Source organism: Pseudovibrio sp. Ad5 (assembly GCF_001623095.1).
Classification (GTDB): Bacteria; Pseudomonadota; Alphaproteobacteria; order Rhizobiales; family Stappiaceae; genus Pseudovibrio.
In genome coordinates, this window is record NZ_LMCH01000064.1 from 165358 (window position 1) to 188593 (window position 23236).

Here is a 23236-nt window from a genome sequence, read left to right on the forward strand (position 1 = left end):
CGCTTAAACAGTCGCGCCATCCAGCTCGCGCATTGCATCCGCATCGCGCAGTGTCAGCTCAGGATACTCAGCGTCTGCACCAACTTCTGGCAGGATCTTCCAGGAGCGGGCACACTTGTTGCCCTCAGCAAGACCCGGCACAACGCCAACACCAGCAGTGTCTTCCAACGTGAACGCACCTTCAGGAGCGCTGTCGGAGGACAGGTTCAGCTGGGATGTGATCGCGATTTCTGCAGCGTCCAGCCCGTCCAGAGCAGCCATCAGGTCTGCATCTGAGATGTAAACGGTTGGATGTGCTTCCAAAGAAGAACCGATCCGCTTTTCACGGCGTTCGATTTCCAATGCTCCAGTGATCACGCGGCGCACCGCACGGACCTTCTCCCACTTCGCTGCCAGCTCATCGTTTCTCCACGCAGAAGAAACAGCAGGGAACTGCTGCAGGTGCACAGAAGTTGTCGCTTCACCGTAACGGTAGATCCAGCTCTCTTCCATGGTGAATGGCAGAATTGGTGCCAGCCACATGGTCAGATGACGGAACAGCTGCTCAATCACATAAAGAGAGGCTTTGCGCTTCGTGGAAGACGGAGCATCGCAATACAGCGCATCCTTGCGGATATCGAAGTAGAACGCAGACAGTTCAACAGTCATGAAGTTGAACAGAGCAGAGAACACGCGCTTGCTGTCGAACGCCTGATAGGCATCACGAACCAGCACATCCAGCTCGGCCAGACGGTGCAACATCAACAGCTCAAGCTCATTCATGTCAGCAAGAGCAATCTCTTCGCCGTCATAGTGACCAAGAGACCCAAGCATGAAGCGCAGAGTGTTACGCATCTTGCGGTAGGCATCAACGTTGGTCTTGATGATCTCAGGGCCGATACGCTGGTCTTCAGCATAATCGACTGAACCAACCCACAAACGCAGAATGTCCGCGCCGTACTGCTTGATGACGTCCTGAGGCGCAACCGTGTTGCCCAAAGACTTGGACATCTTGCGGCCTTGCTCATCCATGGTGAACCCGTGGGTGAGAACAGCGTCATATGGTGCATGACCGCGAGTACCACAGCTTTCCAGCAGGGAAGAGTGGAACCAGCCACGGTGCTGATCGGTACCCTCAAGGTACAGAACGTAGTCGTCACCACCCAAACCTTTACGGTTCGGGTTCAGGTCTTCACGGCGTTCCATGCAGAAGGCGTGTGTTGAACCGGAATCGAACCACACGTCGAGGATGTCCTCGACTTTCTCGAAGTTCTCAGCATCATATGCATCGCCAAGGAAGCGCTGTGTTGCGCCTTCTTCAAACCATGCATCCGCACCTTCATTCTGGAAGGCTTCAAAGATACGCGCGTTAACCGCTTCGTCCTTCAAAACTTCACCAGTTTCCTTGTTCACAAGCACGGTGATCGGCACGCCCCATGCACGCTGACGGGAAAGAACCCAGTCAGGGCGGGCTTCGATCATGGCGTTCAGACGGTTCTGGCCAGTTGCTGGCACAAAACGGGTCTCGGAGATCGCCTTTAGCGCGCGGGCACGCAGTGTGTCACCTTTGGCGTCCTCGGAAAGCTCCTTGTCCATGTAAACAAACCACTGCGGCGTGTTACGGAAGATCAGCGGTGCTTTAGAGCGCCAGGAGTGCGGATAGGAGTGCTTCACACGGCCACGAGCCATCAGACCGCCAACTTCTGTCAGCTTTTCGATAACAGCTTTGTTGGTGGAGCCTTCCTTGCCTTTACGGTCCAGGATGTACTTGCCTTCAAACAGCGGCACATGCGGATAGTAAGAACCATCCGGCTGAACGGTCATCGGAACCTGCTCAGTGCCAGCTCTTGCAAAAGCTTCCCGGTTGTCCAGGAACATCTGGAAATCTTCCTGACCATGACCAGGAGCGGTGTGCACGAAGCCAGTACCAGCATCATCGGTGACATGCTCACCGGCAAGCATTGGCACGTTGAAGTCGAAGTAGTCGCCAGCGCCTTCTGCACCACGCAGCGGATGCGCGCAGTATTCGATTGTGCTCACATCAACATCGGAAACACGCTCATAGGCATCAACGCGGGAGGCTTCAAAAACAGTTTCAGCAAGCTTGTCAGCAATAATGAACTCTTCGCCAACCTTCGCCCAGTTGTCTTCAGCAGCTTCAGTCACCTTGTAGATGCCATAGCTGATGTCGTTAGAGAACGAGATCGCGCGGTTAGCAGGGATGGTCCATGGAGTGGTTGTCCAGATAACCACTTTCTTGCCGATCAGCGCTTCATTGCCGGACACAATCGGGAAGGTTACCCAGATGGTGTGGGAGATATGGTCTTCATACTCCACTTCTGCTTCAGCAAGAGCAGTCTTCTCAACGATGGACCACATCACAGGCTTGGAGCCACGATACAACTGGCCGGATGTTGCGAACTTCATCAGTTCTTTCGCAATCACAGCTTCACTGTCGTAGCGCATGGTCAGATATGGGTTGTCCCAGTCTGCTTCAATACCAAGGCGCTTGAATTCTTCGCGCTGAACGTCAATCCACTTGTCCGCAAATTCACGGCATTCCTTACGGAATTCGTTGATCGGCACAGCGTCTTTGTTTTTGCCTTTTTTGCGATACTGCTCTTCGATCTTCCATTCGATCGGCAGACCATGGCAGTCCCAGCCAGGAACGTAGTTCGCATCAAAGCCCTGCATCTGCATGGAGCGGTTGATGATGTCCTTCAGGGTCTTGTTCAGCGCATGACCAATATGGATGTTACCGTTCGCATAAGGAGGGCCATCATGCAGGATGAACTTAGGGCGACCTGCGGATTGATCGCGCATCACCTTGTAAAGGTCCTTGTCCAACCACTTGGAAAGGATCTTAGGTTCATTCTTTGGAAGGCCTGCCCGCATTGGGAACTCAGTTTTAGGCAGGTTGAGCGTGTCCGAATAATCGCGGCTCGGTGTATCGGTCATTTGGCAGTCCGCTTATGTGGGCATTTGTTTGCCCATAGGCATTTGGTAAAGCGCAGGAATTTGCGCAAGTTTGAAAATCCCGCCGTCTCTGTGACGGTTGGAGGTCTCCCGGTACTTCAGGGCGCCAGCGGGCGTCTCAACTGAAGGCCGGGCCAATAATTCGAAATTGGCACACCTTGAGTAAGGTCAAAGGAGCAGTCCTGTTATCTTCAAACTCGGCTAACATAATGAGTGCTTTTAGCAGCGCTTATCCTAGGAATAAAGAGCCTCTAACAACAAAGCTCAATATTCTCAAGACCAAGCGCAATTTTCCTGAAGACGGAACCCACGACCCAATCGTCAGTAATGGCGCTTGGGTGAGCTGTCGACAAGCTCTTCACTTTCCGCCTGACGCTTCGCAGCGGTCCGTTCACGGTGTGCAATGTAAAGCCCGCCACCTGCAATCAAAGCCACACCCAGCCAGACAAACATGTCCGGAATGTCCCCAAACAGCACAAAGCCGACAATCGTTGCACTGATGATCTCGGTATAGCTGAGCGGTGCAAGAACGGAGGCAGGGGCTCGGTCAAACGCAAGCACGATACAGCCGTGTGAAGCAAACGAGATGATGCCCATCAACACGAACAATGGCAGATGAGTAAGATCCGGTGTTGTCCAGGCGGCAGCTTCAAACCCAAGCAGGCTTGCGATGATAACAAGCGGTGTCAGCGTCAAAACACCAGCAATACCCGTCGCGAACTGAATGCCAAGCAAAGAGGCACTCCCTGCAAGTTTGCGCGTCAGAACAAGATAAACTGCAAAGGAGGTCGCGGCAGCAAGTGGCAACAGAGATGGCCAACCCAAAGCGCTGGATCCTGGACGGATAATGATCAGCGCTCCGATCATGCCAACCACAACAGCCGCCCAACGGCGCACACCTACTTTTTCCTTCAAAACAACGGCAGAAAGTACAGTCAGGATCATCGGCTGCACAAAGAAGATCGCAATCGCATCCGCCAAAGGCATGTATTTAAGAGAGGTGAAGAAGAAGATTGAGCAAATCGCGAGACAAGCACCGCGCACCAGCTGAATACGGTTGACCTCTTTCATCAAAGAGCCGAACGAACGGCCCATGAAACCCGCAATCACGAGAACAATAATCGCCTGACACAGGAAGCGGCCAAGCGACACCTCAACTGGCGAAATGAACGCACTAAGATACTTGGCCGTGCCATCCATCAGGGGGGCCAGAGACATTCCGGCGACCATAAACAGAATGCCATGTAGCCCGGCATTGGAGGTATGACTATCTGTCGAGGCGGTTGTTGTTGTCATGTTGCTCTCGGATAATGGGGATACGCTGACATATCAAAGCCAGCGCAGAGGGTAAGGGCCTATATTGACGCACCAGCTATTCCTTTGCGCAACCAAAAGAAAGTGCCGGTAGCGGGCTATTCAGTGCAGTTATCTAAAGAGTATCTGTTCCGCCCCTCAATATTATGAGGGAGAGGGTTTTCTCTCTGCATTTGCAAGTATCAGTCCGCTGCAGATAAGCATACCAACGCCAACCCAGACAAACTCGTCTGGGATTTCATTGAAGACCAGGTAACCGATTGTAGTTGCCGAGAAAATTTCAACGTAATTGATTGGAGCCAATACAGATGCCGGTGCTCTCTCAAAGGCTTTGACCAGCAAAACATGCGCGATCAGGCCAGTGGCACCAAGACAGCATAACAGGATTGTTGGCAGCGTAAAGTTGGCCTCCTGATTGACAATCACCAGATCTCCACCAAAACCAGTCAGCCAAGCATAAATGATGATCGGCAAAATAAAGAGACTGCCAGCAAAGCCAGTCGCGAACTGTATGGCGAGCTGAGAGGATTGCCCGGAGAGCTTGCGTGTCAGCATCAGATAGCAGGCAAATGTAAACGCAGCCGCTAAAACGAGAAGGCTCGCCGGTTGGAAAACGCCGGTGCTGGGGCGCATGATCACAAGCACACCAGCAAACCCAATCAATACCGCCAGCCAACGTTTTGGACCAACTCTCTCCTTCAGAAAGACTGAGGACAGAACAACAAGAATAACCGGCTGCACAAAGAAAATTGCCGTCGCATCTGTCAATGGCAGGTACTTTAACCCAAACACAATGAACACCGAGCCCACCGCAAGCAGCAAGCCACGGCAGAACAAGGGCAAGGTGGTCTCTTTCAAAAGACTGAGCCAGCTCCGTTTTTGAAAAGTGGCAATCGCCAGAATTATGACGAGCTGCACGGCAAAGCGGAAGAACGCGACCGTCAAAGGAGAGAAAAACTCTGAGAGGTATTTCACCACGCCATCGGTGCTCGATAGAATGAGCAACCCGCACATCATCAGCAGTACGCCATGCAACACATTATCAGAGCTGGCAGTGCCAGCTCTCGTAGCCGCTGATGTCATGAACTATCTTTCTAAAGGGGGTGACTACCCGTCAGCATTGAGCATTTGGTCCAGATGAGAGAGCGGTCGCATGGAGGCAATCATTGCCCGTGCCTCAGCGCTATCCTGATCCATTTGGCTAATTAAGGCTTCAATACCGTCAAATTTAAGTTCGGCACGGATAAATCCGACGAAGCAGACTGTGACTGGCTTTTCATATAGGTCACCAGTGAAGTCAAACACATGCACTTCAAGCAGCGGTGCGCCATCATCAAAAGTTGGACGACGACCAAAACTGGCCACACCATCATGCATCACACCGTCAATTTTGATCTGAACGGCATAAACGCCTTCTTTCAGCTCGCAATTATCGGCAAGCTTCAGGTTCGCAGTTGGGTATCCCAACTCGCGGCCACGCTTCTCACCGTGTTGAACGGTCGCTTCAACAAAATAACGATACCCAAGTAAGCCGTTTGCCACTGCCAGTTCGCCTTCAGCAAGAGCGGCGCGGATACGGCTGGAAGAGATGATTTCTCCCCCTTCGTCACCTTCTGCGCCAACGATGGTCACGGCAAATCCATGGGCTTCACCAGCTTGCTCAAGAAACTCAGGTGTTCCTTGACGCCCCTTCCCAAAGTGGAAGTCATAGCCAGTGATGCTCTGGGAAATGCCAAGGCGTCCAACCAGAATGTCCTTCACAAAATCTTCAGCGGCCATACCGCCAAACTCTTTTGTAAAGGGCAGTTCGATCACGCCATCCAGATGTTCCGCTTCAAAGATCTCTGCTTTGACATGTGCAGGCGTCAAACGAAACACAGGCTGATCAGGCCGGAAAAAGGTGCGTGGGTGTGGTTCAAATGTCATGGCGAGGGCCGGAACACCGCGCTTTGAAGCTTCATCACGCGCTAAATCAAGGACAGCCCGATGTCCGCGGTGAACACCATCAAAATTCCCAATAGCAACAACGCCGCCGCGCAGTTTGTCGGGAAACTGCGCAAGGTCGGTAATATGCTGAAAAGAATGCGCCTGTTTGATCGGCTCACCCATGAACTGTACTTCCCGCTTGAGCGTATTACCGAAAAGTGGCTCCGGTTTTCGGATTAAAATACGCGTGAATAGAGAGATTCAGAGTCTGACGCGCGAATGCGTAGAGCGCAGCATACTCCAAACATCTGGAATTTTGCGAGACGGTGCCGTGAGAAGTCCGCCCCGTCAAGCTCTTGAGATGGAGTTTGCCGGGCCGGACACAAGAAACTTCAAGTCCTGTGCAGGAATTTCAGCTTAAAGCGGAATATCCATGTCGGCGCGAGCAGGGACTTTGACCATCGCTTCCCCCTCCAAAACCACCTTGCCTTCGACCAGGCACTGGCAATCCAACCTAGCGCGATTGCCCTTGTCGATCAGCTCTGCAACGCTTACGCGCACCTCAATATCGTCGCCGATATACACAGGCGCGCGAAAATTTAAAGATTGAGACAAATAAATTGCACCTGGGCCCGGTAATCGCGTTCCAAGTACGGCTGAGATAAGGCTCGCAGTGTAAAGACCGTGCGCAATACGAGTTTTGAAAGGGGTCTTTGCTGCAAAATGCTCCGACAAATGGATTGGGTTTCTGTCACCGGAAACCTCTGCGAATCCTACGATGTCTTGAGAGCTGACGTGCTTTACGAAAACTTCGGTCATGCCGACTGAAAGGTCTTCATAAGCGAGTGGACGAAGGCTGAGCATAGTGTTTCCTCGAATTAACCACAGGCAATATTGCCGGTAAAACGCGCGGAAACGCTAGTAAGCGGACCTCTAAAAAACAATTAGGCTTTTAGCATTATTGAAATCGTATTGGAGAAATTAACCTAACTATAACGTAGGGCGGTTAATTTCGCGAAGTTGAATTGGTGGGGACCCCTTTTATTTGGAAGGACACCTGCGTCCAGTGTGACCGAACAATGTCGTGGTCGCCGTGAGTATAGCAGAGAGGCAACGACAGCCTCTTGAGAATATGGAGTTGTACATGGCCCTTGATCTTCAGATGCCAATTCTGGTTGTCGATGATTATAAGACCATGATTCGAATCATTCGGAACTTGTTGAAGCAACTTGGCTTTACGGACATCGATGATGCGGCTGATGGCACTGAGGCCTACGAGAAAATGAAGCAGCGCCGCTACGGCCTGGTGATCTCGGATTGGAACATGGAACCTATGACTGGCTACGAGCTGCTCAAGCAGGTCAGACAGGATGCTGCTCTGTGTAAGACGCCATTCATCATGGTGACGGCTGAGTCTAAAACGGAAAACGTGATCGCTGCCAAAAAGGCAGGGGTTAACAACTACATCGTTAAGCCGTTTAACGCGCAAACTCTTAAAGGCAAAATCGAAGCGGTATTCGCGGACTAATTTGCTTTGCGCACAATTGAAGAATATGGGCTGGGGTGAGGACGCGATAACGAGAGCGCCCCAAACCCTTCTGTGCACCCAACTGACCGGTTACAAGGTCGGGTAGAGCTCTGACCCGGCAGGCGATTTTGCCTGCTGGAGGAGACGTTCCCTACACAGGCAAAGGGAAGTGTTTTGACCAAAATTGATATTCAGCAACTCATCGATTTTCTGGAAGAAAGCCGTGAGAAATCTAGCGAAGTCACACTAACTGATGTGATGGGCCTTGCAGAGGTTATGACAGGTTCAATGGGGGACATCATTGAGCACATCCAACCTGCAGTGACCGTGGAACTGGCAGAAATCGGCGCGGAAATTGCACGGATGAAAGCCGAAATCAGTAAGCTTCGTGTCGCAGATATGAGAGATAATCATATCCCTGACGCTGGTCGGGAGCTGGATGCTATTGTTTCTTCAACAGAGGAAGCAACACATTCAATCATGGAAGCAGCTGAGGCCATCATGGCAGCTGATCCTGAGGACACTCAGACCTATCAGGACACCGTCAACAATCAGGTTATGGAGATTTTTCAGGCCTGCGCGTTTCAGGATATTACTGGACAACGCATTTCTAAAGTTGTCAGCACCCTGAATACGATTGATGAGCGTGTTTCCAACTTCGTCGAACGTTTACGTCTTGAGCAAGAAGCTCATAACGAACAGGGCGGGGAAGAAACGGATGAAGAGCGCCGCAAGCGTGAGCTGATCCTCCATGGCCCGCAGCACAAGGGCGAAGGCGTCTCTCAGGATGAGATTGATGCTATGCTCGGTGATGTGCAGCAGGACGATATCGACAAGCTGTTCGCCTGATTTTACATGCGATCAATTTGTCAGTGGCACTGCCCACAAACAAGAAATCTAAAAGCAGTTTGTTGACCTGAAATGGTGCAAACTGCTTTAGTTTTACCAGCTCAGGCGCCCCATAAAACTGTGCGCATGCAGGCCTTCTGCCTTAAGCATGCTTTCAACGGCTTCGGCATCCCCTGTCAGATCCGCTGCATGAATACCTTCCGTCAAAAACAAAGCGTGGATGCCCTGGGCATTCGCACCTTTGATATCAGTCGGTAAACCGTCACCAATTGCCAGAATCTCAGTTTTTTCAATCGTTCTGCCTGCATGCACATTCAGTTCTGCTCGCGCCATATCGTAGATCGGATGAAAAGGCTTGCCCGTAATGATGACACGGCCACCCATCTCCTCATAAAGCTTTGCGAGTGCACCTCCACACCAGACCAACTTGTCGCCTTGTTCAGCAACAATGTCTGGGTTAGCGCAAATGAGCGGAAGATCCAGCTTCAATAACTCTTCAAAATGAGAGCGGTAATCCTCTGGCTCTTCCACGCGCCTGTTATTCAAACCTGAACAGACGATAATGTCCGCAGCATTTGGCTCCACAAAGTCAAAACTCGCACCGTGAAACAGGCTATGATTCTTTTTAGGGCCAATGTGGTAGACCTTCGCATGATCTATGGTGCGCAGATCAGCCTGAACAACATCACCGGACGAGACAATCGAGTCATAACAGGTTTGTGGAACACCCAAACTGCGAAGATGCTCTTCAATCTCATGGGATGGGCGCGGTGCGTTGGTAATCAGAACGACAGGCTTGCCACAACGCGCCTTATAGGTCTCAAGTGCGTCAATTGCTGCCGGAAATGCCCTCACTCCATTATGTAAAACACCCCAGACATCACATAGAATGCTGTTGAATTGATCTGCAATCTGGCTGAGGCCAGTGATGGGGGATTGCTGCTTCATATGATGTTCTCTTGGAGGAAACTTGGATACGCTCTTGAAAAAAGAGTAGAGTTGAGCCAAATCCTCATAGCCTGAGCAGGTGGCGACGACAAGTAGATATAATCATTGCTCATCTTGCATTGATACTGAGCGCAAATCTCTGTCACAAATATGATTTGGATGCGCCATGTATATGCAGAACAATCTTTGAGACGGAGCGGTTATGGCGGTAAGACAACTTAGCGATACGACAATTAACAGAATTGCCGCTGGTGAAGTGATTGAGCGGCCTGCAAGTGTCGTCAAGGAGCTGGTTGAAAACGCAGTTGATGCTGGTGCTACGCGCATCGAGATCGTCACCGCGACCGGTGGTAAAAGCCTGCTGCGCATCACAGACAATGGTGCAGGCATGACGAAGGAAGACCTTCAGCTCGCCGTCCGCCGCCATTGCACATCCAAACTGCCTGAAGATGATCTCATGGACATCCGGACTATGGGTTTTCGCGGAGAAGCGCTGCCATCCATTGGCGCGATCTCACGTCTGGAAATAACCACACGCCATGCCTCGGAACCTCACGCCTGGAAAATCGAAGTTGAAGGCGGCCAGGACAATGATATTGAACCAGCTGCATTGAACTCCGGAACACGCGTAGAAGTGAAAGATATCTTCTTCTCTGTGCCCGCCCGTCTGAAGTTCCTGAAGTCCGACCGTGCTGAAGCAACCGCGATCACGGAAATCATCAAGCGTATCGCTCTTGCAAACCCAACTGTCAGGTTCACCCTCTCTGGATCAGACCGCCGGCAGCTGGAACTGCCAGCTTGCACTGGAGATGATGCGGATCTCGCCCGGATCGGACAAATACTGAGCGCAGAGTTTACAAAGAACGCTATGGAGATTGAAGCACTGAGGGAAGGAGTGCATCTGTATGGATATGCAGGTCTGCCAACCTTCCACCGCGCCAACTCACAGCACCAGTTCTTCTTCGTAAATGGCCGCCCAGTCAGAGACAAATTGCTCTTGGGCTCCCTGAAAGCAGCATATTCAGACGTGCTATCTCGTGATCGCCACCCGATTGTAGTGCTCAACATTGATCTTGACCCTCACCAAGTGGATGTAAACGTACATCCAGCAAAGGCAGACGTACGCTTCCGAGATGGTCAGCTGGTTCGTGGATTGATGATCGGTGCACTGAAGAATGCCTTCGTTCAGTCTGGCTTTAGAGCATCCACTGCAAACACCCAATCTGCAATCAACGCCATCCGCCCAATGGGGCAAAGCGCAGGCTTCAATGTTCATTCTGATGAGTCTATGCATACGCCCCAAGGCAATAGAGAAGCTCCTCAAAACTATTCATGGCAACAATCGTCCTATCGACCGGAAGAAGGTCCTGCAGGTGTGTGGAGTGCTGCAGATATCCCGGATGTTGGATCCAGCGAAATTCAGTTGGGTCTGATGGAAGCCAATGCACCATATTCAGCACCAATGGATCAGTCGCAGTTGCCAGCGAACGAGCAGGGCACACAGGCCTATCAACTGGTCGACGTGCCATCCGCAGACTCGCGAGCCCACGGACATCAGTTACCGGAAGACAGAGAAAACTTCCCGCTTGGTGCCGCCAGAGCGCAAATCCACGAAACTTACATCGTGTCGCAAACCAAAGACGGGTTGGTCATCGTAGATCAGCACGCAGCCCATGAGCGGCTTGTCTATGAACAGCTGAAAGAGGACTTGTCGAAGCGCGATGTGTCTCGGCAGATGCTCCTCATCCCGGAAATTGTCGATCTCCCTGAAGAGGACGTCGCACGACTGGAAGAGCGTGCGCCAGAGCTTGAAGAAGTTGGCCTTGTTATGGAGCGCTTCGGCCCTGGGGCAATTGCAGTGCGAGAAACTCCATCCATGCTCAAACGCCTTAACATCAAAGCGCTTGTGCAGGATCTTGCCGACGATTTTTCGGAGTTCGACAGCTCAACCCGCATCAGAGAGAAGCTGGATCTGGTGGCTGCAACAATGGCATGTCATGGATCAATCAGAGCAGGGCGAAGAATGCGTCCTGAAGAGATGGACAATCTACTTCGCGATATGGAAGCAACGCCAAAGTCAGGACAATGCAATCACGGAAGACCAACATGGATAGAGCTGAAGCTCTCCGATATCGAACGCTTGTTTGGTCGCCACTAATTTATACGGCAAAAACCAGAAGAGGCGGATCAATGATCCGCCTCTTCCAGTTCGTATTCTCGATTACACTAGGTAATCGATGGGTTCTGACATGTGGCCTCAGAAGTCCCGTTGAACACGGAGCAGGACTGAGATGATATCCTGTTGGCCGAGTGGGCGAGTTGGGTTACCGCCGTTAGTAGAGTTATCGGGGTAAAGGTTCCCATTCGCTACGTTTCGATAGGCAACTTCAGTACCGATTTCGAAGCCGCTAACTGGTGTCCAGCCAACCTTACCGACAACATCCCACTGGTTTTGGTTCCAAAGGAACTTGGAGCGAGCGTTAGCAAAAGAAGCCTGAATTGCTGCGTTCCACTCAGGAGAGAAGTCAGCTTGGAAACCCCATGCGATGGACCAACCGGTTGCAATTCCGTCTTCTCCGTCTGTAAGTGAGGTCGCATCCCAGACTACGTTCTGCCAGTCACTGTTTACGTAACCAAGCGCACCCTGTGAGAAGGTTGCCTGAACAACACCCTGGAAGCCGGAGAGCGTGCTAGTGAAGAATGGTAGGTCAAATTCAAAACCACCACCGACGGCCCAGCCGAGCAAACCAGAAGGATAAGATTCAAGATAACGGATCTCAGTTAGAGCACCCATGATCTGTGCGGAACCCCAACCCTGATCAAGTCGGATGTTAGCAACAAGGTCAGGGAAGCGCATGCCGCCGTAGCCTTGGTTAAATCCGGTTGAGTCAAGATATTCACCAGTAAAGAGGTTCTGCTGGCGAGCTGTTCTGTCTTCCACAGACCAGCTGGTGGACAAGCCGTTACCTAAATCGAAGGTATAACCAGCAAGCCAGAGGTTTTGGTCAGAATACGCAACGGTGGTGATCGCACCGTAGGCATAACCGGTCCAGAAGTCATAGAAGGACTGTGCACGACCGATGGTCATACCGCCAAACTGTACGAACGCATAATCAAGCGTCATAACAGTGTTGTCCTGTTCAACCCCAAAAGAGCCGACTGGGTTGTTCACGTTAGGAACAGAGCTGTCATCCTGAATAAAGCCAGGTGTGTCGACTGTTCCGAACAAATCAATGTAAGCACGAAGCAAGCCGTATTCTGTTTGAGTTCGGGCGTCCATGCGGAGGTAGCCACGTGCACGAGTGGATGTTGAATTTCTTGTCCGCTCAGACCAGTCGCTTGGGGCCGCCCCAAAGTTGTTGAAACGGTATTCTGCACGAACACGACCGCGAATTCTCAAACAGGTATCTGTGCCTGGAATATAAAAATATCCAGTACCGTAGGCGTCACAAATCTGGACATATTCTACGGGCTCCGGTGCAACGGGAAGATCGGCTGCAAGGACCGGAGTGGCACTCATCATAAGCGCTGCTGCGGCGCTAGTTGTAAAGTGGCGCATAATTCGACTCCTAAATCGGGTAGAAACCCACTCCTCAAACAAGGTTTATTGACAAAACTACTTAAGGCGGCCCAAATGCTGCCTAAGCAAAACTAATTTTATTGTTGTGTACGCGAATTCCCTGCAGCAATTGATGCCAGCACATGCTTGTTGATGCAATAATAACTCCAAAAATAACCTAGAGTTATCAAGCTAATCGAAACCGCTGTTTCATTCCTGCAACGCTTTTATCTCAAACTAGGTAGATGTAACAAACGCATTTTAGGGGTGCTCTTTATCGAATTAAGCCATTGTTATTGTTCGTTAAAAAATCATTACGCAGATTTGCGGCCTTTTTTCCTATGCAAGCTGCGTCATTCGAATCATAGACACAAATGAGGTCCGTATCAGGGAGTTGTAATGCTCCATGATAAGTATAGTGATAGTATTTACAAGTATTCGAATTTTGCGTTGTTTTGGGGAAGTTTGCGTTCTTTTGAGGACTGACGCGCTGCTATGCGAACTGTGAACCTCAATCCCGCAAATCTCTGTTTTTCAGGAGGCAGAGGGCCAATGCATCCTCCAGCCCACCCACACCGGACCAGATCCTCCGCCACAACACGGTGCCATCACCTCAGAACTCCGGGCAGCAACGATCCGCTTCAATCAGTTTGGCTGAAGACCCCAAGCTGACCTCTGCCCATAGTCCTCATCCACCTGCGCCATCATCGAGCGCACTCACACATCGCGGCGGTCCTCTATCCAGCGCGCAGAGGGGAGGGCAACAAAAAAGGCCTTCCCGAAACCACTTCGGAAAGGCCTTCTTCTACTCTTTATATATAGGGTCGCTCTGGGCTACACGCCGAGATACCTGAGAATGAGGATCTGACTGTCGCCCGCATGGCGCACATCCAGCCCTTCAAACCCGTCAGGGATCACTGGAGAAACGCTCGCATCTTCTTCCCAGATGCAAAGAGAGCCTTTATTGAGCCAGCCACCAGCTACGGCACTGGACAGAGCCTTCTCGCCGAGCTCGTTGCGGTAGGGCGGATCCAGGAACACCAGGTCGAACGGGGCAATGGTTCCCGCTTCCCCTAAAGATGTCGCATCACGTCGCAAGATCTTTGTGGCGCCCATCAGTCCTGTGGTCTCCACATTCCGGCGGATCAGACCACGCGGCTCAACGGCCTCTTCAACAAAGACGCAGTACTTGCCACCACGGCTCATCGCTTCCAGACCAAGAGCACCGGTCCCTGCAAACAGGTCCAGAACGCGCGCATCCTGAACCGGATTGTCATAGGAATGAGCGAGCACATTAAAAATGGTCTCTCTCATCCGGTCACTGGTAGGCCGTGTGTTTTGTGTCTTGGGCGTAGCGAGAGCAGTTCCCCGAAAGCGTCCAGCAACAATTCTCACGATTTTCTGCCGCCTTTGTTTCCACGAGGCGCGCCAGAGCGATCACCACCTGGGCGACCACCACGCGCTTTATCGCCGCCAAAGCTCTTGCCGCCGCCACGAGGGCCTTTGCTGAAGCTTGGCTTACCGCCATCACGGCCACCTTCGCGAGGACCTTTGCTAAAGCTCGGCTTACCGCCATCACGGCCACCTTCGCGAGGACCTTTGCTAAAGCTCGGCTTACCGCCATCACGACCACCTTCACGTGGGCCTTTGCTAAAGCTTGGCTTGCCGCCATCACGACCACCTTCACGAGGGCCCTTGCTAAAGCTTAGCTTACCGCCGTCACGACCACCTTCACGAGGGCCTTTGCTGAAGCTCGGCTTGCCGCCATCACGGCCACCTTCACGAGGGCCTTTGCTGAAGCTTGGCTTGCCGCCATCACGGCCACCTTCACGACGAGGGCCTTTGCTGAAGCTTGGCTTGCCACCATCACGGCCACCTTCGCGAGGGCCTTTGCTGAAGCTTGGCTTGCCACCATCACGGCCACCTTCACGAGGGCCTTTGCTGAAGCTTGGCTTACCGCCATCACGGCCACCTTCGCGAGGGCCTTTGCTAAAGCCGCGCTTTTCGCCGTCACGACCACCATCGCGACCGCCTTCGCGCTTATCGCCACGTGGTCCTTTATTGAAACCACCACGCTTTTCATCAGAAGGCGCATCATCGCGGGAGCGACGGTTGGAGAAGCGGCGCTCACCCGGTGTTGGACCGGTATCGCCAGAATAACGCGCATTGTCTGCAGGGTTAAAGTCACCACCGCGACCACCGTCACGTTTTGGAGCGTCGGCCTCAGCTGAACGTTTTGTGCCGCCATGAGCCAAATCGAAGTCACCACGCTTGGTGCGGGTGCCAAAACGACGCTCTTCCGGCTTACGCTTCGCAGCGGTTCTGCCTTCGTCCTCATCAAAACTTGGAGTGTATGTATCTACGCTGCCGTCTGCGCTGAACACGCGGCGCGGCTTGATGTAACCACCACGCTCGTTGCTGCCAAAGCGGGAAGGTCCAGCCTGACGGTCACGATCGCCGAATGATTTGCGGTCGCCGCGGTCACGATCACCAAATGGCTTGCGATCGCCACGGTCACGATCACCGAATGACTTGCGTTCACCACGATCACGATCGCCACGGTCACGATCACCGCGATCACGGTCGCCAAAGGATTTACGCTCACCACGATCTTCAGAAGGCTTGCGGTCACCAAAGGTTGGTTTCACACCAACGCGCTTACGGTCACCAAACGGGTTCTGTTCAGAGCGTTCACCACCACTATCTTTCTGGTCGCTGCCATGGCGCAGTGGTTTACTCTTGTTCTTAGCAAGAACAGCAGCAGCATCTTTTGCGCTGATCCAGCCACCACCGGCACCACCAGAAGATTTCTTTCTCTTCTTCAGTTCGGCTTGTTTGCTGGTCCGGGTATCCATCTGGTTGACGATAGGAGCGTCAAAGTCCAGGTCAGCTTCAGTAACAAGGCGTTCGCCCAGCTGGTCTTGAAGCACACGGCCACGGATTTCCTGCAGTTCACTGTCACCAAGGTCGCCCAGCTGGAACGGACCAAAGGAAATGCGGATCAGGCGGTTCACGGAAAGGTCAAGATGCTCAAGAATCCGCTTAACTTCGCGGTTCTTGCCTTCACGCAGGCCAATGGTCAGCCAAACGTTGTCGCCTTTTTCTGTGTCCAGTGTCGCTTCAATAGCGCCATAAAGAACACCGTCAATGGCAACACCGTCTTTCAGGGCATCCAGCTGCTCTTGAGTCACCTTGCCGTAGGCGCGCACGCGGTAGCGGCGCAGCCAGCCAGTTGCAGGCAATTCAATCACGCGGGAAAGGCCACCATCATTGGTCAGCAGCAGCAGACCTTCGGTGTTGATGTCGAGACGGCCAACAGTCACAACGCGTGGCATGTCAGCAGGCAGGATGTCAAAAACAGTTTTACGACCCTCAGGGTCTTTATTCGTGGTTACTGTGCCACGTGGTTTGTGGAACAGCCAAAGGCGCGTCCGCTCACGGGTTGGCAGAGGTTTGCCATCAACGACAACCTTGTCTTTCTGGGTAACGGTAAAAGCTGGTGTTTCCAGCACGGTGCCGTTGACGCTGACACGGCCAGCTTCAATCCATGTTTCTGCATCACGGCGAGAGCACAGACCAGCACGTGCCATTGCCTTGGCAATACGTTCGCCTGCAACGGTGACTGTCTGATTTGGTTTTTTGTCGCCGGAGGATTTTTTGGTCTGCTCGCCAGATTTGCGGGGGGAGCTAGATGGTTTTTTACCGCTGTTTTTCATTGGCTCTTGCCCGGCGAACCGGGGCCTTTAACTTTCTACACTCTGATCAGATACACTGGATGAGCTCGCATAGGCGTCACCGCCTTGGCTGCCCAGCAGTCTGCCAGATGCCACACAATATTCGAATGTCGTTAGAGCGCGTTCCGTTTGATTGCAGAGAACCAGACGATAAGAATTCACTCATAATAAGAAAACGGAGCGCGACGCGTGGATGCATTCAAAACGCGGGCGTGCTCTATCCCGGTCATAACCTAAGAGGCGCCAGTTGGCAAAGGGGCAAAAGCAGACTCTCGATTTTTTTTCTGATTTTGTTGGCTCAGACTCACCTGACACTTTCATAAATGATGACAGCTTGAGTGATCAGAACATTTGCACGTCGCATAGGTCTAGCTCTTGTTAAACTGCTTTATCTCTTGTTTTTGCGTGTCTTTATCCAAATCTTGCTTCCACTTTTTAGCAATACGCACTAGCTTGGGCCCCATGAAGACGCCCACATTGAACTCTACTTTTATGGATCTGGCATTGGAGGAAGCGCGCGCAGCAGAAATGCGCGGCGAAGTCCCCATTGGCTGTGTTGTTGTAAAAGATGGAAGTGTCTTATCCTCTGCGGGCAACCGCACATTGGAGCTGAATGACCCCACCGCCCACGCAGAAGTGCTTGCCATTCGCGAAGCCGGAAAGCGGCTCAGCTCCCAGCGGTTGGAAGGTTGCGACCTCTACGTCACGCTGGAACCATGTCCAATGTGCGCCGCTGCCATCTCTTTCGCCCGCATCCGCAGGCTCTATTATGGGGCAGGGGATGCCAAAGGCGGCGGCGTAGACCACGGCGTCCGCTTCTACTCCTCCCCAACCTGCCACCACACCCCCGACGTCTACTCCGGCCTGGCCGAAACAGATTCAGCCGCCATGCTCAAAACGTTCTTCCAGGGGAAGCGGGATTGAGGCATCCCAACCTTTGCTCTGTTTGTAACTTGAGCAGGAACGGAAGCAAGGTCTCGGCAACTTCAGAGATGCTTTGAAACTCAGAAGACGGTGCTATCGCAAGTTCTGCAGCTCGCCAGATCATCGACGAATACTGCGGAAAGGCAGAGGAGGCGATGTTTGCGCATGGGAAGATATCTCGGGAGTAAACATTCAAGGCTAACATTTCTGCTTCAAACAGTGAGCGGATAACTCGCTTCATCAACCAGCTGCATACGCGTTTGCGCTCAGCATCGGTTTGAGCGTCATCGAAATGAGTTCGCCAGAACGCAGCCCATTTGTGGGCTCCATGAAGGTGGGCGATCGCGTGCGGTCCAAGAGATGGGGCAGGCAGCTTATTCAGAATATTTTGAGGTCCAAAGCAATATCCCGAAAAACTGAGTGAGAACCTCAGCCAGCGATACTTGGTTGAAAGCAGAAAATCTTCAGGCTTGATCCATTCCAAATCGATATCTGATGTCTGAGTGATCCAATGGCTTGGAAACAGATTTGGAACTTCTGGACTTTGAGCAAAGATGATCAAGTCTACATCTGAAACGCCTTTGACAAAGGTTTTCCGAGAGGCTGAGCCGCGAAGAGCCAGACTGTGAAACTGTTCGCCCAACTGAGTGTGAAGTTCTTCTGCAACACTGGCTAACTCACTTAGCAATGGTTCTTCGGGAGCTTGGCCAATGACGGGCAGTATTCCGTGCTTGTCAGCGGCAGAAAGTTGCCCAACTGACCTCACGTTTGGTGCTATGGTTTGGAAATTCTCCATGGTCTCCTGCAAGCTCAACCGAACCGCGTCTCAACAACGGTCGTGCTTCAATAATCACTTGGAAGCAGTAATCGCGACCCAACTGGTGGGAGCTTTGTCGAACCCGCTGCCCTCCCAACTCTCATAGGCTATAGAAGACCAAGGGCCAGCCTGTTTCCAAAGGGTATTCAGCTCTTCTTTTGAGATGTAGTTGTAGTAGCGGCCAAAGCTGTCAGTGCCATCATGAGTGCCCACTTTGAAGCTGGCCCATACTGAACCTCCTGAGACCAAAGCGCGATAGATCTTCTCGAAGATAGAAGGCAGATCCTCTCTCAAGGCATGTGTCAGCGAGGCACAAGCATATACGCCATCATAGGTATTCGTTGCAGCCAGCTCGTTAAACATCATGACCTTGACTTCCTGACCAAGCCGTTGGGTCGCCAGAGTTGCCAACTCTGATGAGCCATCAGTCGCATCAAGCTCAAAGCCTGCTTCAAGAATGGCTAGGGCATCAACACCCGCACCCGTTCCAAGCTCCAGGATGCGTCCGCCTGCTTTACAGTGTTTGAGGAATGGAAACAGCATGGAGTTAGGCAGGTTCTTGTGCGTCGCATACTCGCTGGCATTATCCTGATAAAACTTAATACTATTATTGCTCATAAAACATCCTATTGAAAAGCCTTGCGATTCGAGTATCGGAGAATGATAGTGCCAGAAATGCAGCGAAATTTGGCCTGAATGTCAGGCCGCTCTTTTCGCCGCGATCAAGGACCCTCCTGCAATCGCCAGTGCTGCGATTACGATGTTAGCGGCAAGAGTGCCTTCTCCAAACGCGATCAGCAGAAGCGTCGAGATTAAGGGCGCGCCATAAGCGAGGACGCCGAGCAGCTGCACGTTGCCGTGCTTCACGCCAAAGTCCCACGTGTAAAAGGCAATGCCCACGGGCCCCAACCCCAGACCAATCACAGCGATGATTTGGGTGAGGTCCTGAGGAACGGCGGTGGTCTCCCAGAGAAAGTGTGCGAGCCATCCAAACACAGCAGTTAAAGCACAATAGCCGATCACGGCATCGGAAGAGGTGTTCTTGATCAGTCGGCTCAAAACAGAATAGCTGGACCAGATCAACGCACAACCAGCCGCCGCCACATAGCCAACAACATACTCCCATTGCAGATTGCCTGCTGAACTGTCCCAGCCAAGCAAAACCCAATAGCCAGCAAGAGCGACAAGAGCGCCGCCAACATGCCACCTTGTAATGGTTTCTCCCGGCAACAGGGCAGAGAACAATACAATGAGCAGCGGCCAGATGTAGGCAATCAGTCCTGCCTCAACAGCAGGCGCATTCTGCAAAGCAACAAAGTACAGCGCATGGAACCCAAACAATCCGCCAACACCAAGCAACCAGCCAGACAGAGGCAGCTTGAAGGCGGAACGCACATCAGCCTTTCCCGTCAACAGCTTGCCGGAGAGTGTGAGCGTCGCCACCGTAAATGTCATGGCCAGCAGCTGGAACGGCGGAAACTGATCACCGGTCAACTTGGTCAGCACAGCAAGCGTGCCCCATAAAACAATGGAGATACTCCCGATCGAGGTCGCAGCGCTGACCTTGCCAGCTGATTGGTTCTGTAACATTTAAAATTCCGCTTGAAGACTGAGGCCATCACATCGCTGGAGGTTCCAACGAAACCGGCCAGATCCTGCCTCATTTCCTGCATATTCGAATTAGGCAAAACAGGAAATAGATTTTCTTTTTGAGATTTTCGAAAGACCGCGGTATCCCTGAGCCAGCAGTCCTCTTAAACAAGCTTTTGGACCAAGAGTGGAGATCTGGAACGAAGTCATGCCCTATCAAGCTGTCATCCGTGAATATGACCGGCTGGAACTCGGACATCACCACGCGTTCGCGCAGGCTGTTGTTCCGTTAAAGGGCGAAATGCAGATTGAAATTGGCGGCCACTTCAAGCAACTGACAGTCGGTTCCGTCGGCCTCATCGCGCCAGAAACCCTGCACGACAGCGAAACCACCGCCGGCAGCCGCTTCCTGATCATCGATGTCAGCGACAGAGCGGCCATCTCTCAGTTCTTCCGCAACGCATGCGACAGCCATCAGGAGCTCTCACCGCTCGCACTGAAGTACCTCAACTTCGTCGCCTCGCTCACAGACACGTTTGAAGTAGACGCAAACGGCGCTGCCTCCATCCTGAACACAGCCCTTGAACTGGCAACAGGCCGAAGTGCAGATTTCATAGATCAAAACGCAATCACACAGCGACTACAGAGCGTAAAAGAGCAGCTGCCCACTCACAACAAGATCTCGGATATCGCGAAAGAGGGCGGCTATTCAGTCAGCAGCCTGCAAAAGAAACTCAAAGCCTCCTACGGCAAATCCCCAAAACAACTCCAGCTGGAGATGCGTCTGGACAAAGCACTGGCCCTGCTCAGATCAACCGATCAATCTATCGCAACCATCGCCTTCCAGATTGGCTATGAAAACGCCTCATCCTTCACCAACATCTTCAAAAAACACTTCGGCCTGACACCCTCGCAATACAGAGCCCAATACTGGGCCTCAAAAGCCAGCCACAGCTAGCACTCCCTCGATTACAAGATCCTGCAACTATTAAAATCCTTTAAGTTGTATGCTTTTACGTCGATCAGTATGTTGCATGCTTTGCTCAATATCCCCCTACGTGCAAAGCAAACAACAGAAAGCATATAATGACCGAAACGGCTCTGATCACCTACATTGCTGCGCTTTTCTCCATGATGAACCCCATTGGAAACACGGGCGTTTTCGCGGGTATGACCGCCGACAGGGATGCCGCCACCGCACGGCGCATCGCGTGGACCTGCGCAGGTGCAATCGCCCTGACGCTCCTCACTGTCACCTGGACAGGTGGCATTCTTCTCAAGTTCTTCGGCATAACCGTCCACGAACTGCGTGCTGCTGGCGGCGTGATTGTCCTACTGATCGCCCTCTCCATGTTGCGCAGTGACAACAGCCACCGCCAAACCCCGCAGGAAGCAGCCTCCGCAGCAGAGCAGAACCACATCGCCGTCGTCCCACTTGCCATTCCAATCGTTGCCGGACCAGGCGCCATTGCAACAGCCATTGTCGCCGCTGAGCGTCATTCTGGGATCTGGGCCAAGATTGATCTATCCATCGCAGCGGTTGGGCTTGCGCTGTTCACCGGTCTCTTGTTCTCTGTTTCAAAACCCATTGCAAACAAGCTCGGCGAGTCAGGTATGGGCGTCGTAACCCGCCTCATGGGCATGGTGCTCGCCGCAATCGCCATGGGCATGCTCGCTGAAGGCGTCATAGGCATGATCCCGGCACTGGCAAGCTGAGGAAATATCGCTTCGCTATGAGCAAAGCATGCAAGGCCCGCTCCGGTGGGCCTTGCTCGTTCAAAACCCTCTCATTTTCACCAGCGGCTTTACTCTCTGTTTTATACGGCAGCGATCCGCGCATGCTGCGATCCAAGCGCCAGCTATACTTGCCCCAAAGAAGCACGCCGCGAGCAGGGCATGCTGAAGCAACGGCGAGTCAGGTGTTTTCATGCTGGAGTTCAACAGCCATACCAACCACAGAAACCCCTCTAGCAGAGCATGGGCGCTGCAGGCCATCCAGAACATTGAGGCAGATTACAACCGCTCGGCTGACACACACCTCATCAAACTGAACATTCCCAAGCTCACCAAGGCGGGGATTGATCTTTACCTGAAAGACGAAAGCACCCACCCAAGCGGAAGCCTCAAGCACAGGTTAGCACGCTCGCTCTTCTTATACGGCATCTGTAATGGCTGGATCAGGGAAGGGACACCAATCGTGGAATCCTCCTCAGGTTCAACCGCGATCTCAGAAGCGTATTTTGCACGGCTGATCGGAAATCCCTTCGTCGCAATCGCTCCCAAAGCCACGGCGACGGGAAAGATTAGGGAAATCGAAGCGCTGGGCGGTGAGGTGCATCTGGTAGAACCCTATCAGATCTATAAGGAAGCGGCGCGATTGGCAAAAGGACTGGGCGGCCATTACGTGGACCAGTTTACCTATGCGGAGCGGGCAACAGATTGGCGCGGAAACAACAACATAGCCCAGAGTCTGTTCTCCCAAATGGAGCTAGAACGCTTCCCCGCACCCAAATGGATTGTCATGAGTGCCGGAACAGGCGGGACAACAGCCACCATTGGCCGATACATTCGGCTGCACACGCAGGATTACCCCAAAACACAGCTCTGTGTCGTAGATCCCGAGAACTCCGTGTTTCATGAATATTACAGAAACAGAGACAAAAGCATCGTCAGGAACAAACCCTCACTGATTGAGGGGATCGGCAGACCACGAGTAGAACCCTCCTTCATGCCGGATGTAATTGACAGAATGATCGACATCCCGGATGCAGCGAGTATCGCGACAATCAGATGGCTGGAAGGGGTTATTCTGCGCAAATGCGGCGGCTCAACAGGCACAAACCTTTATGGTGCGCTCGCATTGGCCAAGGAGATGATGGAAAACGATCAGGAAGGCTCCATCGTCACCCTCATCTGCGACAGCGGAGAGCGTTATCTGGACACTCTTTACGACGACAACTGGGTGGCCAGCAAAAATCTGGACCTCTTACCCTACATGCACAAACTCATAGACTTCGCTGAAATCGATGGGATCTAGCGCGGTTTAACTCTGGAAAATACGCTAGTACCAACGTCACCAGCGTACTTGCTGC

Annotated in this window: 19 protein-coding genes; 7 read left to right on the plus strand and 12 right to left on the minus strand. The window is 52.4% G+C overall.

Annotated elements, in window-relative coordinates; translation table 11 throughout:
- Positions 1–3 precede the first annotated feature (3 nt).
- The 5 genes from ileS to PsAD5_RS22180 form a co-directional block, all read right to left on the minus strand.
- Positions 4–2937, minus strand: coding sequence for an isoleucine--tRNA ligase (ileS, locus tag PsAD5_RS22160; RefSeq protein WP_063293712.1), 2934 nt, complete (start codon positions 2935–2937; stop codon positions 4–6).
- A gap of 339 nt (positions 2938–3276) precedes the next feature.
- Positions 3277–4251, minus strand: a complete 975-nt coding sequence (locus tag PsAD5_RS22165) for a DMT family transporter (RefSeq protein ID WP_063287166.1) — start codon at positions 4249–4251, stop codon at positions 3277–3279.
- 162 nt (positions 4252–4413) lie between these two features.
- Entirely contained in the window at positions 4414–5352 is a 939-nt protein-coding gene (locus PsAD5_RS22170) for a DMT family transporter (protein WP_063287167.1), read from the minus strand.
- A 24-nt stretch (positions 5353–5376) separates the two neighbouring features.
- A complete protein-coding gene (locus tag PsAD5_RS22175; RefSeq protein ID WP_063287168.1) occupies positions 5377–6378 on the minus strand; it encodes a bifunctional riboflavin kinase/FAD synthetase in 1002 nt (333 codons plus the stop codon).
- Between the two features lie 234 nt (positions 6379–6612).
- A complete protein-coding gene (locus PsAD5_RS22180; protein WP_057464057.1) occupies positions 6613–7059 on the minus strand; it encodes a MaoC family dehydratase in 447 nt (148 codons plus the stop codon).
- Between the two features lie 280 nt (positions 7060–7339).
- Between PsAD5_RS22180 and PsAD5_RS22185 the strand changes: the two genes are divergently transcribed.
- On the plus strand, positions 7340–7723 hold the full coding sequence (locus tag PsAD5_RS22185; protein ID WP_008552155.1) for a response regulator: 384 nt from the start codon (positions 7340–7342) through the stop codon (positions 7721–7723).
- 174 nt (positions 7724–7897) lie between these two features.
- On the plus strand, positions 7898–8572 hold the full coding sequence (locus tag PsAD5_RS22190) for a protein phosphatase CheZ (RefSeq protein ID WP_063287169.1): 675 nt from the start codon (positions 7898–7900) through the stop codon (positions 8570–8572).
- A 93-nt stretch (positions 8573–8665) separates the two neighbouring features.
- Here the strand turns inward: PsAD5_RS22190 and PsAD5_RS22195 are convergent, their stop codons facing one another.
- Positions 8666–9520 carry a TIGR01459 family HAD-type hydrolase gene (locus PsAD5_RS22195; protein WP_063287170.1) on the minus strand — a complete coding sequence of 285 codons (855 nt, stop codon included), beginning with the start codon at positions 9518–9520 and terminating at the stop codon, positions 8666–8668.
- A gap of 202 nt (positions 9521–9722) precedes the next feature.
- Between PsAD5_RS22195 and mutL the strand changes: the two genes are divergently transcribed.
- Positions 9723–11678 (plus strand): DNA mismatch repair endonuclease MutL, encoded by a 1956-nt coding sequence (mutL, locus tag PsAD5_RS22200; RefSeq protein WP_063293713.1) that lies wholly within the window; start codon positions 9723–9725, stop codon positions 11676–11678.
- A gap of 99 nt (positions 11679–11777) precedes the next feature.
- On the opposite strand, the gene PsAD5_RS22205 is transcribed toward mutL, so the two are convergent.
- From PsAD5_RS22205 to PsAD5_RS28710, 3 genes are all read right to left on the minus strand, one after another.
- Positions 11778–13079 carry a porin gene (locus tag PsAD5_RS22205; protein WP_063287172.1) on the minus strand — a complete coding sequence of 434 codons (1302 nt, stop codon included), beginning with the start codon at positions 13077–13079 and terminating at the stop codon, positions 11778–11780.
- Positions 13080–13913: 834 nt separating this feature from the next.
- On the minus strand, positions 13914–14474 hold the full coding sequence (gene rsmD / locus PsAD5_RS22210) for a 16S rRNA (guanine(966)-N(2))-methyltransferase RsmD (RefSeq protein WP_063293714.1): 561 nt from the start codon (positions 14472–14474) through the stop codon (positions 13914–13916).
- Entirely contained in the window at positions 14471–16795 is a 2325-nt protein-coding gene (locus PsAD5_RS28710) for a pseudouridine synthase (RefSeq protein WP_208988759.1), read from the minus strand. Before PsAD5_RS28710 ends, rsmD begins: the two co-directional genes overlap by 4 nt.
- A gap of 510 nt (positions 16796–17305) precedes the next feature.
- On the opposite strand from PsAD5_RS28710, the gene PsAD5_RS22220 reads away from it, so the two are divergent.
- Complete coding sequence (locus PsAD5_RS22220; protein ID WP_057462247.1) at positions 17306–17737, plus strand: nucleoside deaminase; 432 nt, start codon at positions 17306–17308, stop codon at positions 17735–17737.
- On the opposite strand, the gene PsAD5_RS22225 is transcribed toward PsAD5_RS22220, so the two are convergent.
- From PsAD5_RS22225 to yddG, 3 genes are all read right to left on the minus strand, one after another.
- Positions 17706–18533, minus strand: coding sequence for a hypothetical protein (locus PsAD5_RS22225; RefSeq protein ID WP_153041415.1), 828 nt, complete (start codon positions 18531–18533; stop codon positions 17706–17708). The two genes, PsAD5_RS22220 and PsAD5_RS22225, sit on opposite strands and share 32 nt — an antisense overlap.
- A gap of 54 nt (positions 18534–18587) precedes the next feature.
- Positions 18588–19172 carry a class I SAM-dependent DNA methyltransferase gene (locus PsAD5_RS22230; protein ID WP_057462248.1) on the minus strand — a complete coding sequence of 195 codons (585 nt, stop codon included), beginning with the start codon at positions 19170–19172 and terminating at the stop codon, positions 18588–18590.
- Positions 19173–19253: 81 nt separating this feature from the next.
- Positions 19254–20144: an aromatic amino acid exporter YddG gene (gene yddG, locus PsAD5_RS22235; RefSeq protein ID WP_057462249.1), complete on the minus strand. Its 891-nt coding sequence runs from the start codon at positions 20142–20144 to the stop codon at positions 19254–19256.
- 208 nt (positions 20145–20352) lie between these two features.
- Here yddG and PsAD5_RS22240 point away from each other — a divergent pair, with 208 nt between their 5' ends.
- The 3 genes from PsAD5_RS22240 to PsAD5_RS22250 all read left to right on the plus strand — a co-directional run bounded on the left by PsAD5_RS22240 (position 20353) and on the right by PsAD5_RS22250 (position 23181).
- Positions 20353–21102 (plus strand): helix-turn-helix domain-containing protein, encoded by a 750-nt coding sequence (locus tag PsAD5_RS22240; RefSeq protein WP_063293715.1) that lies wholly within the window; start codon positions 20353–20355, stop codon positions 21100–21102.
- A gap of 128 nt (positions 21103–21230) precedes the next feature.
- Complete coding sequence (locus tag PsAD5_RS22245; RefSeq protein WP_063293716.1) at positions 21231–21860, plus strand: MarC family protein; 630 nt, start codon at positions 21231–21233, stop codon at positions 21858–21860.
- Between the two features lie 211 nt (positions 21861–22071).
- Complete coding sequence (locus PsAD5_RS22250) at positions 22072–23181, plus strand: PLP-dependent cysteine synthase family protein (RefSeq protein ID WP_082596673.1); 1110 nt, start codon at positions 22072–22074, stop codon at positions 23179–23181.
- The last annotated feature ends 55 nt before the right edge of the window (positions 23182–23236 follow it).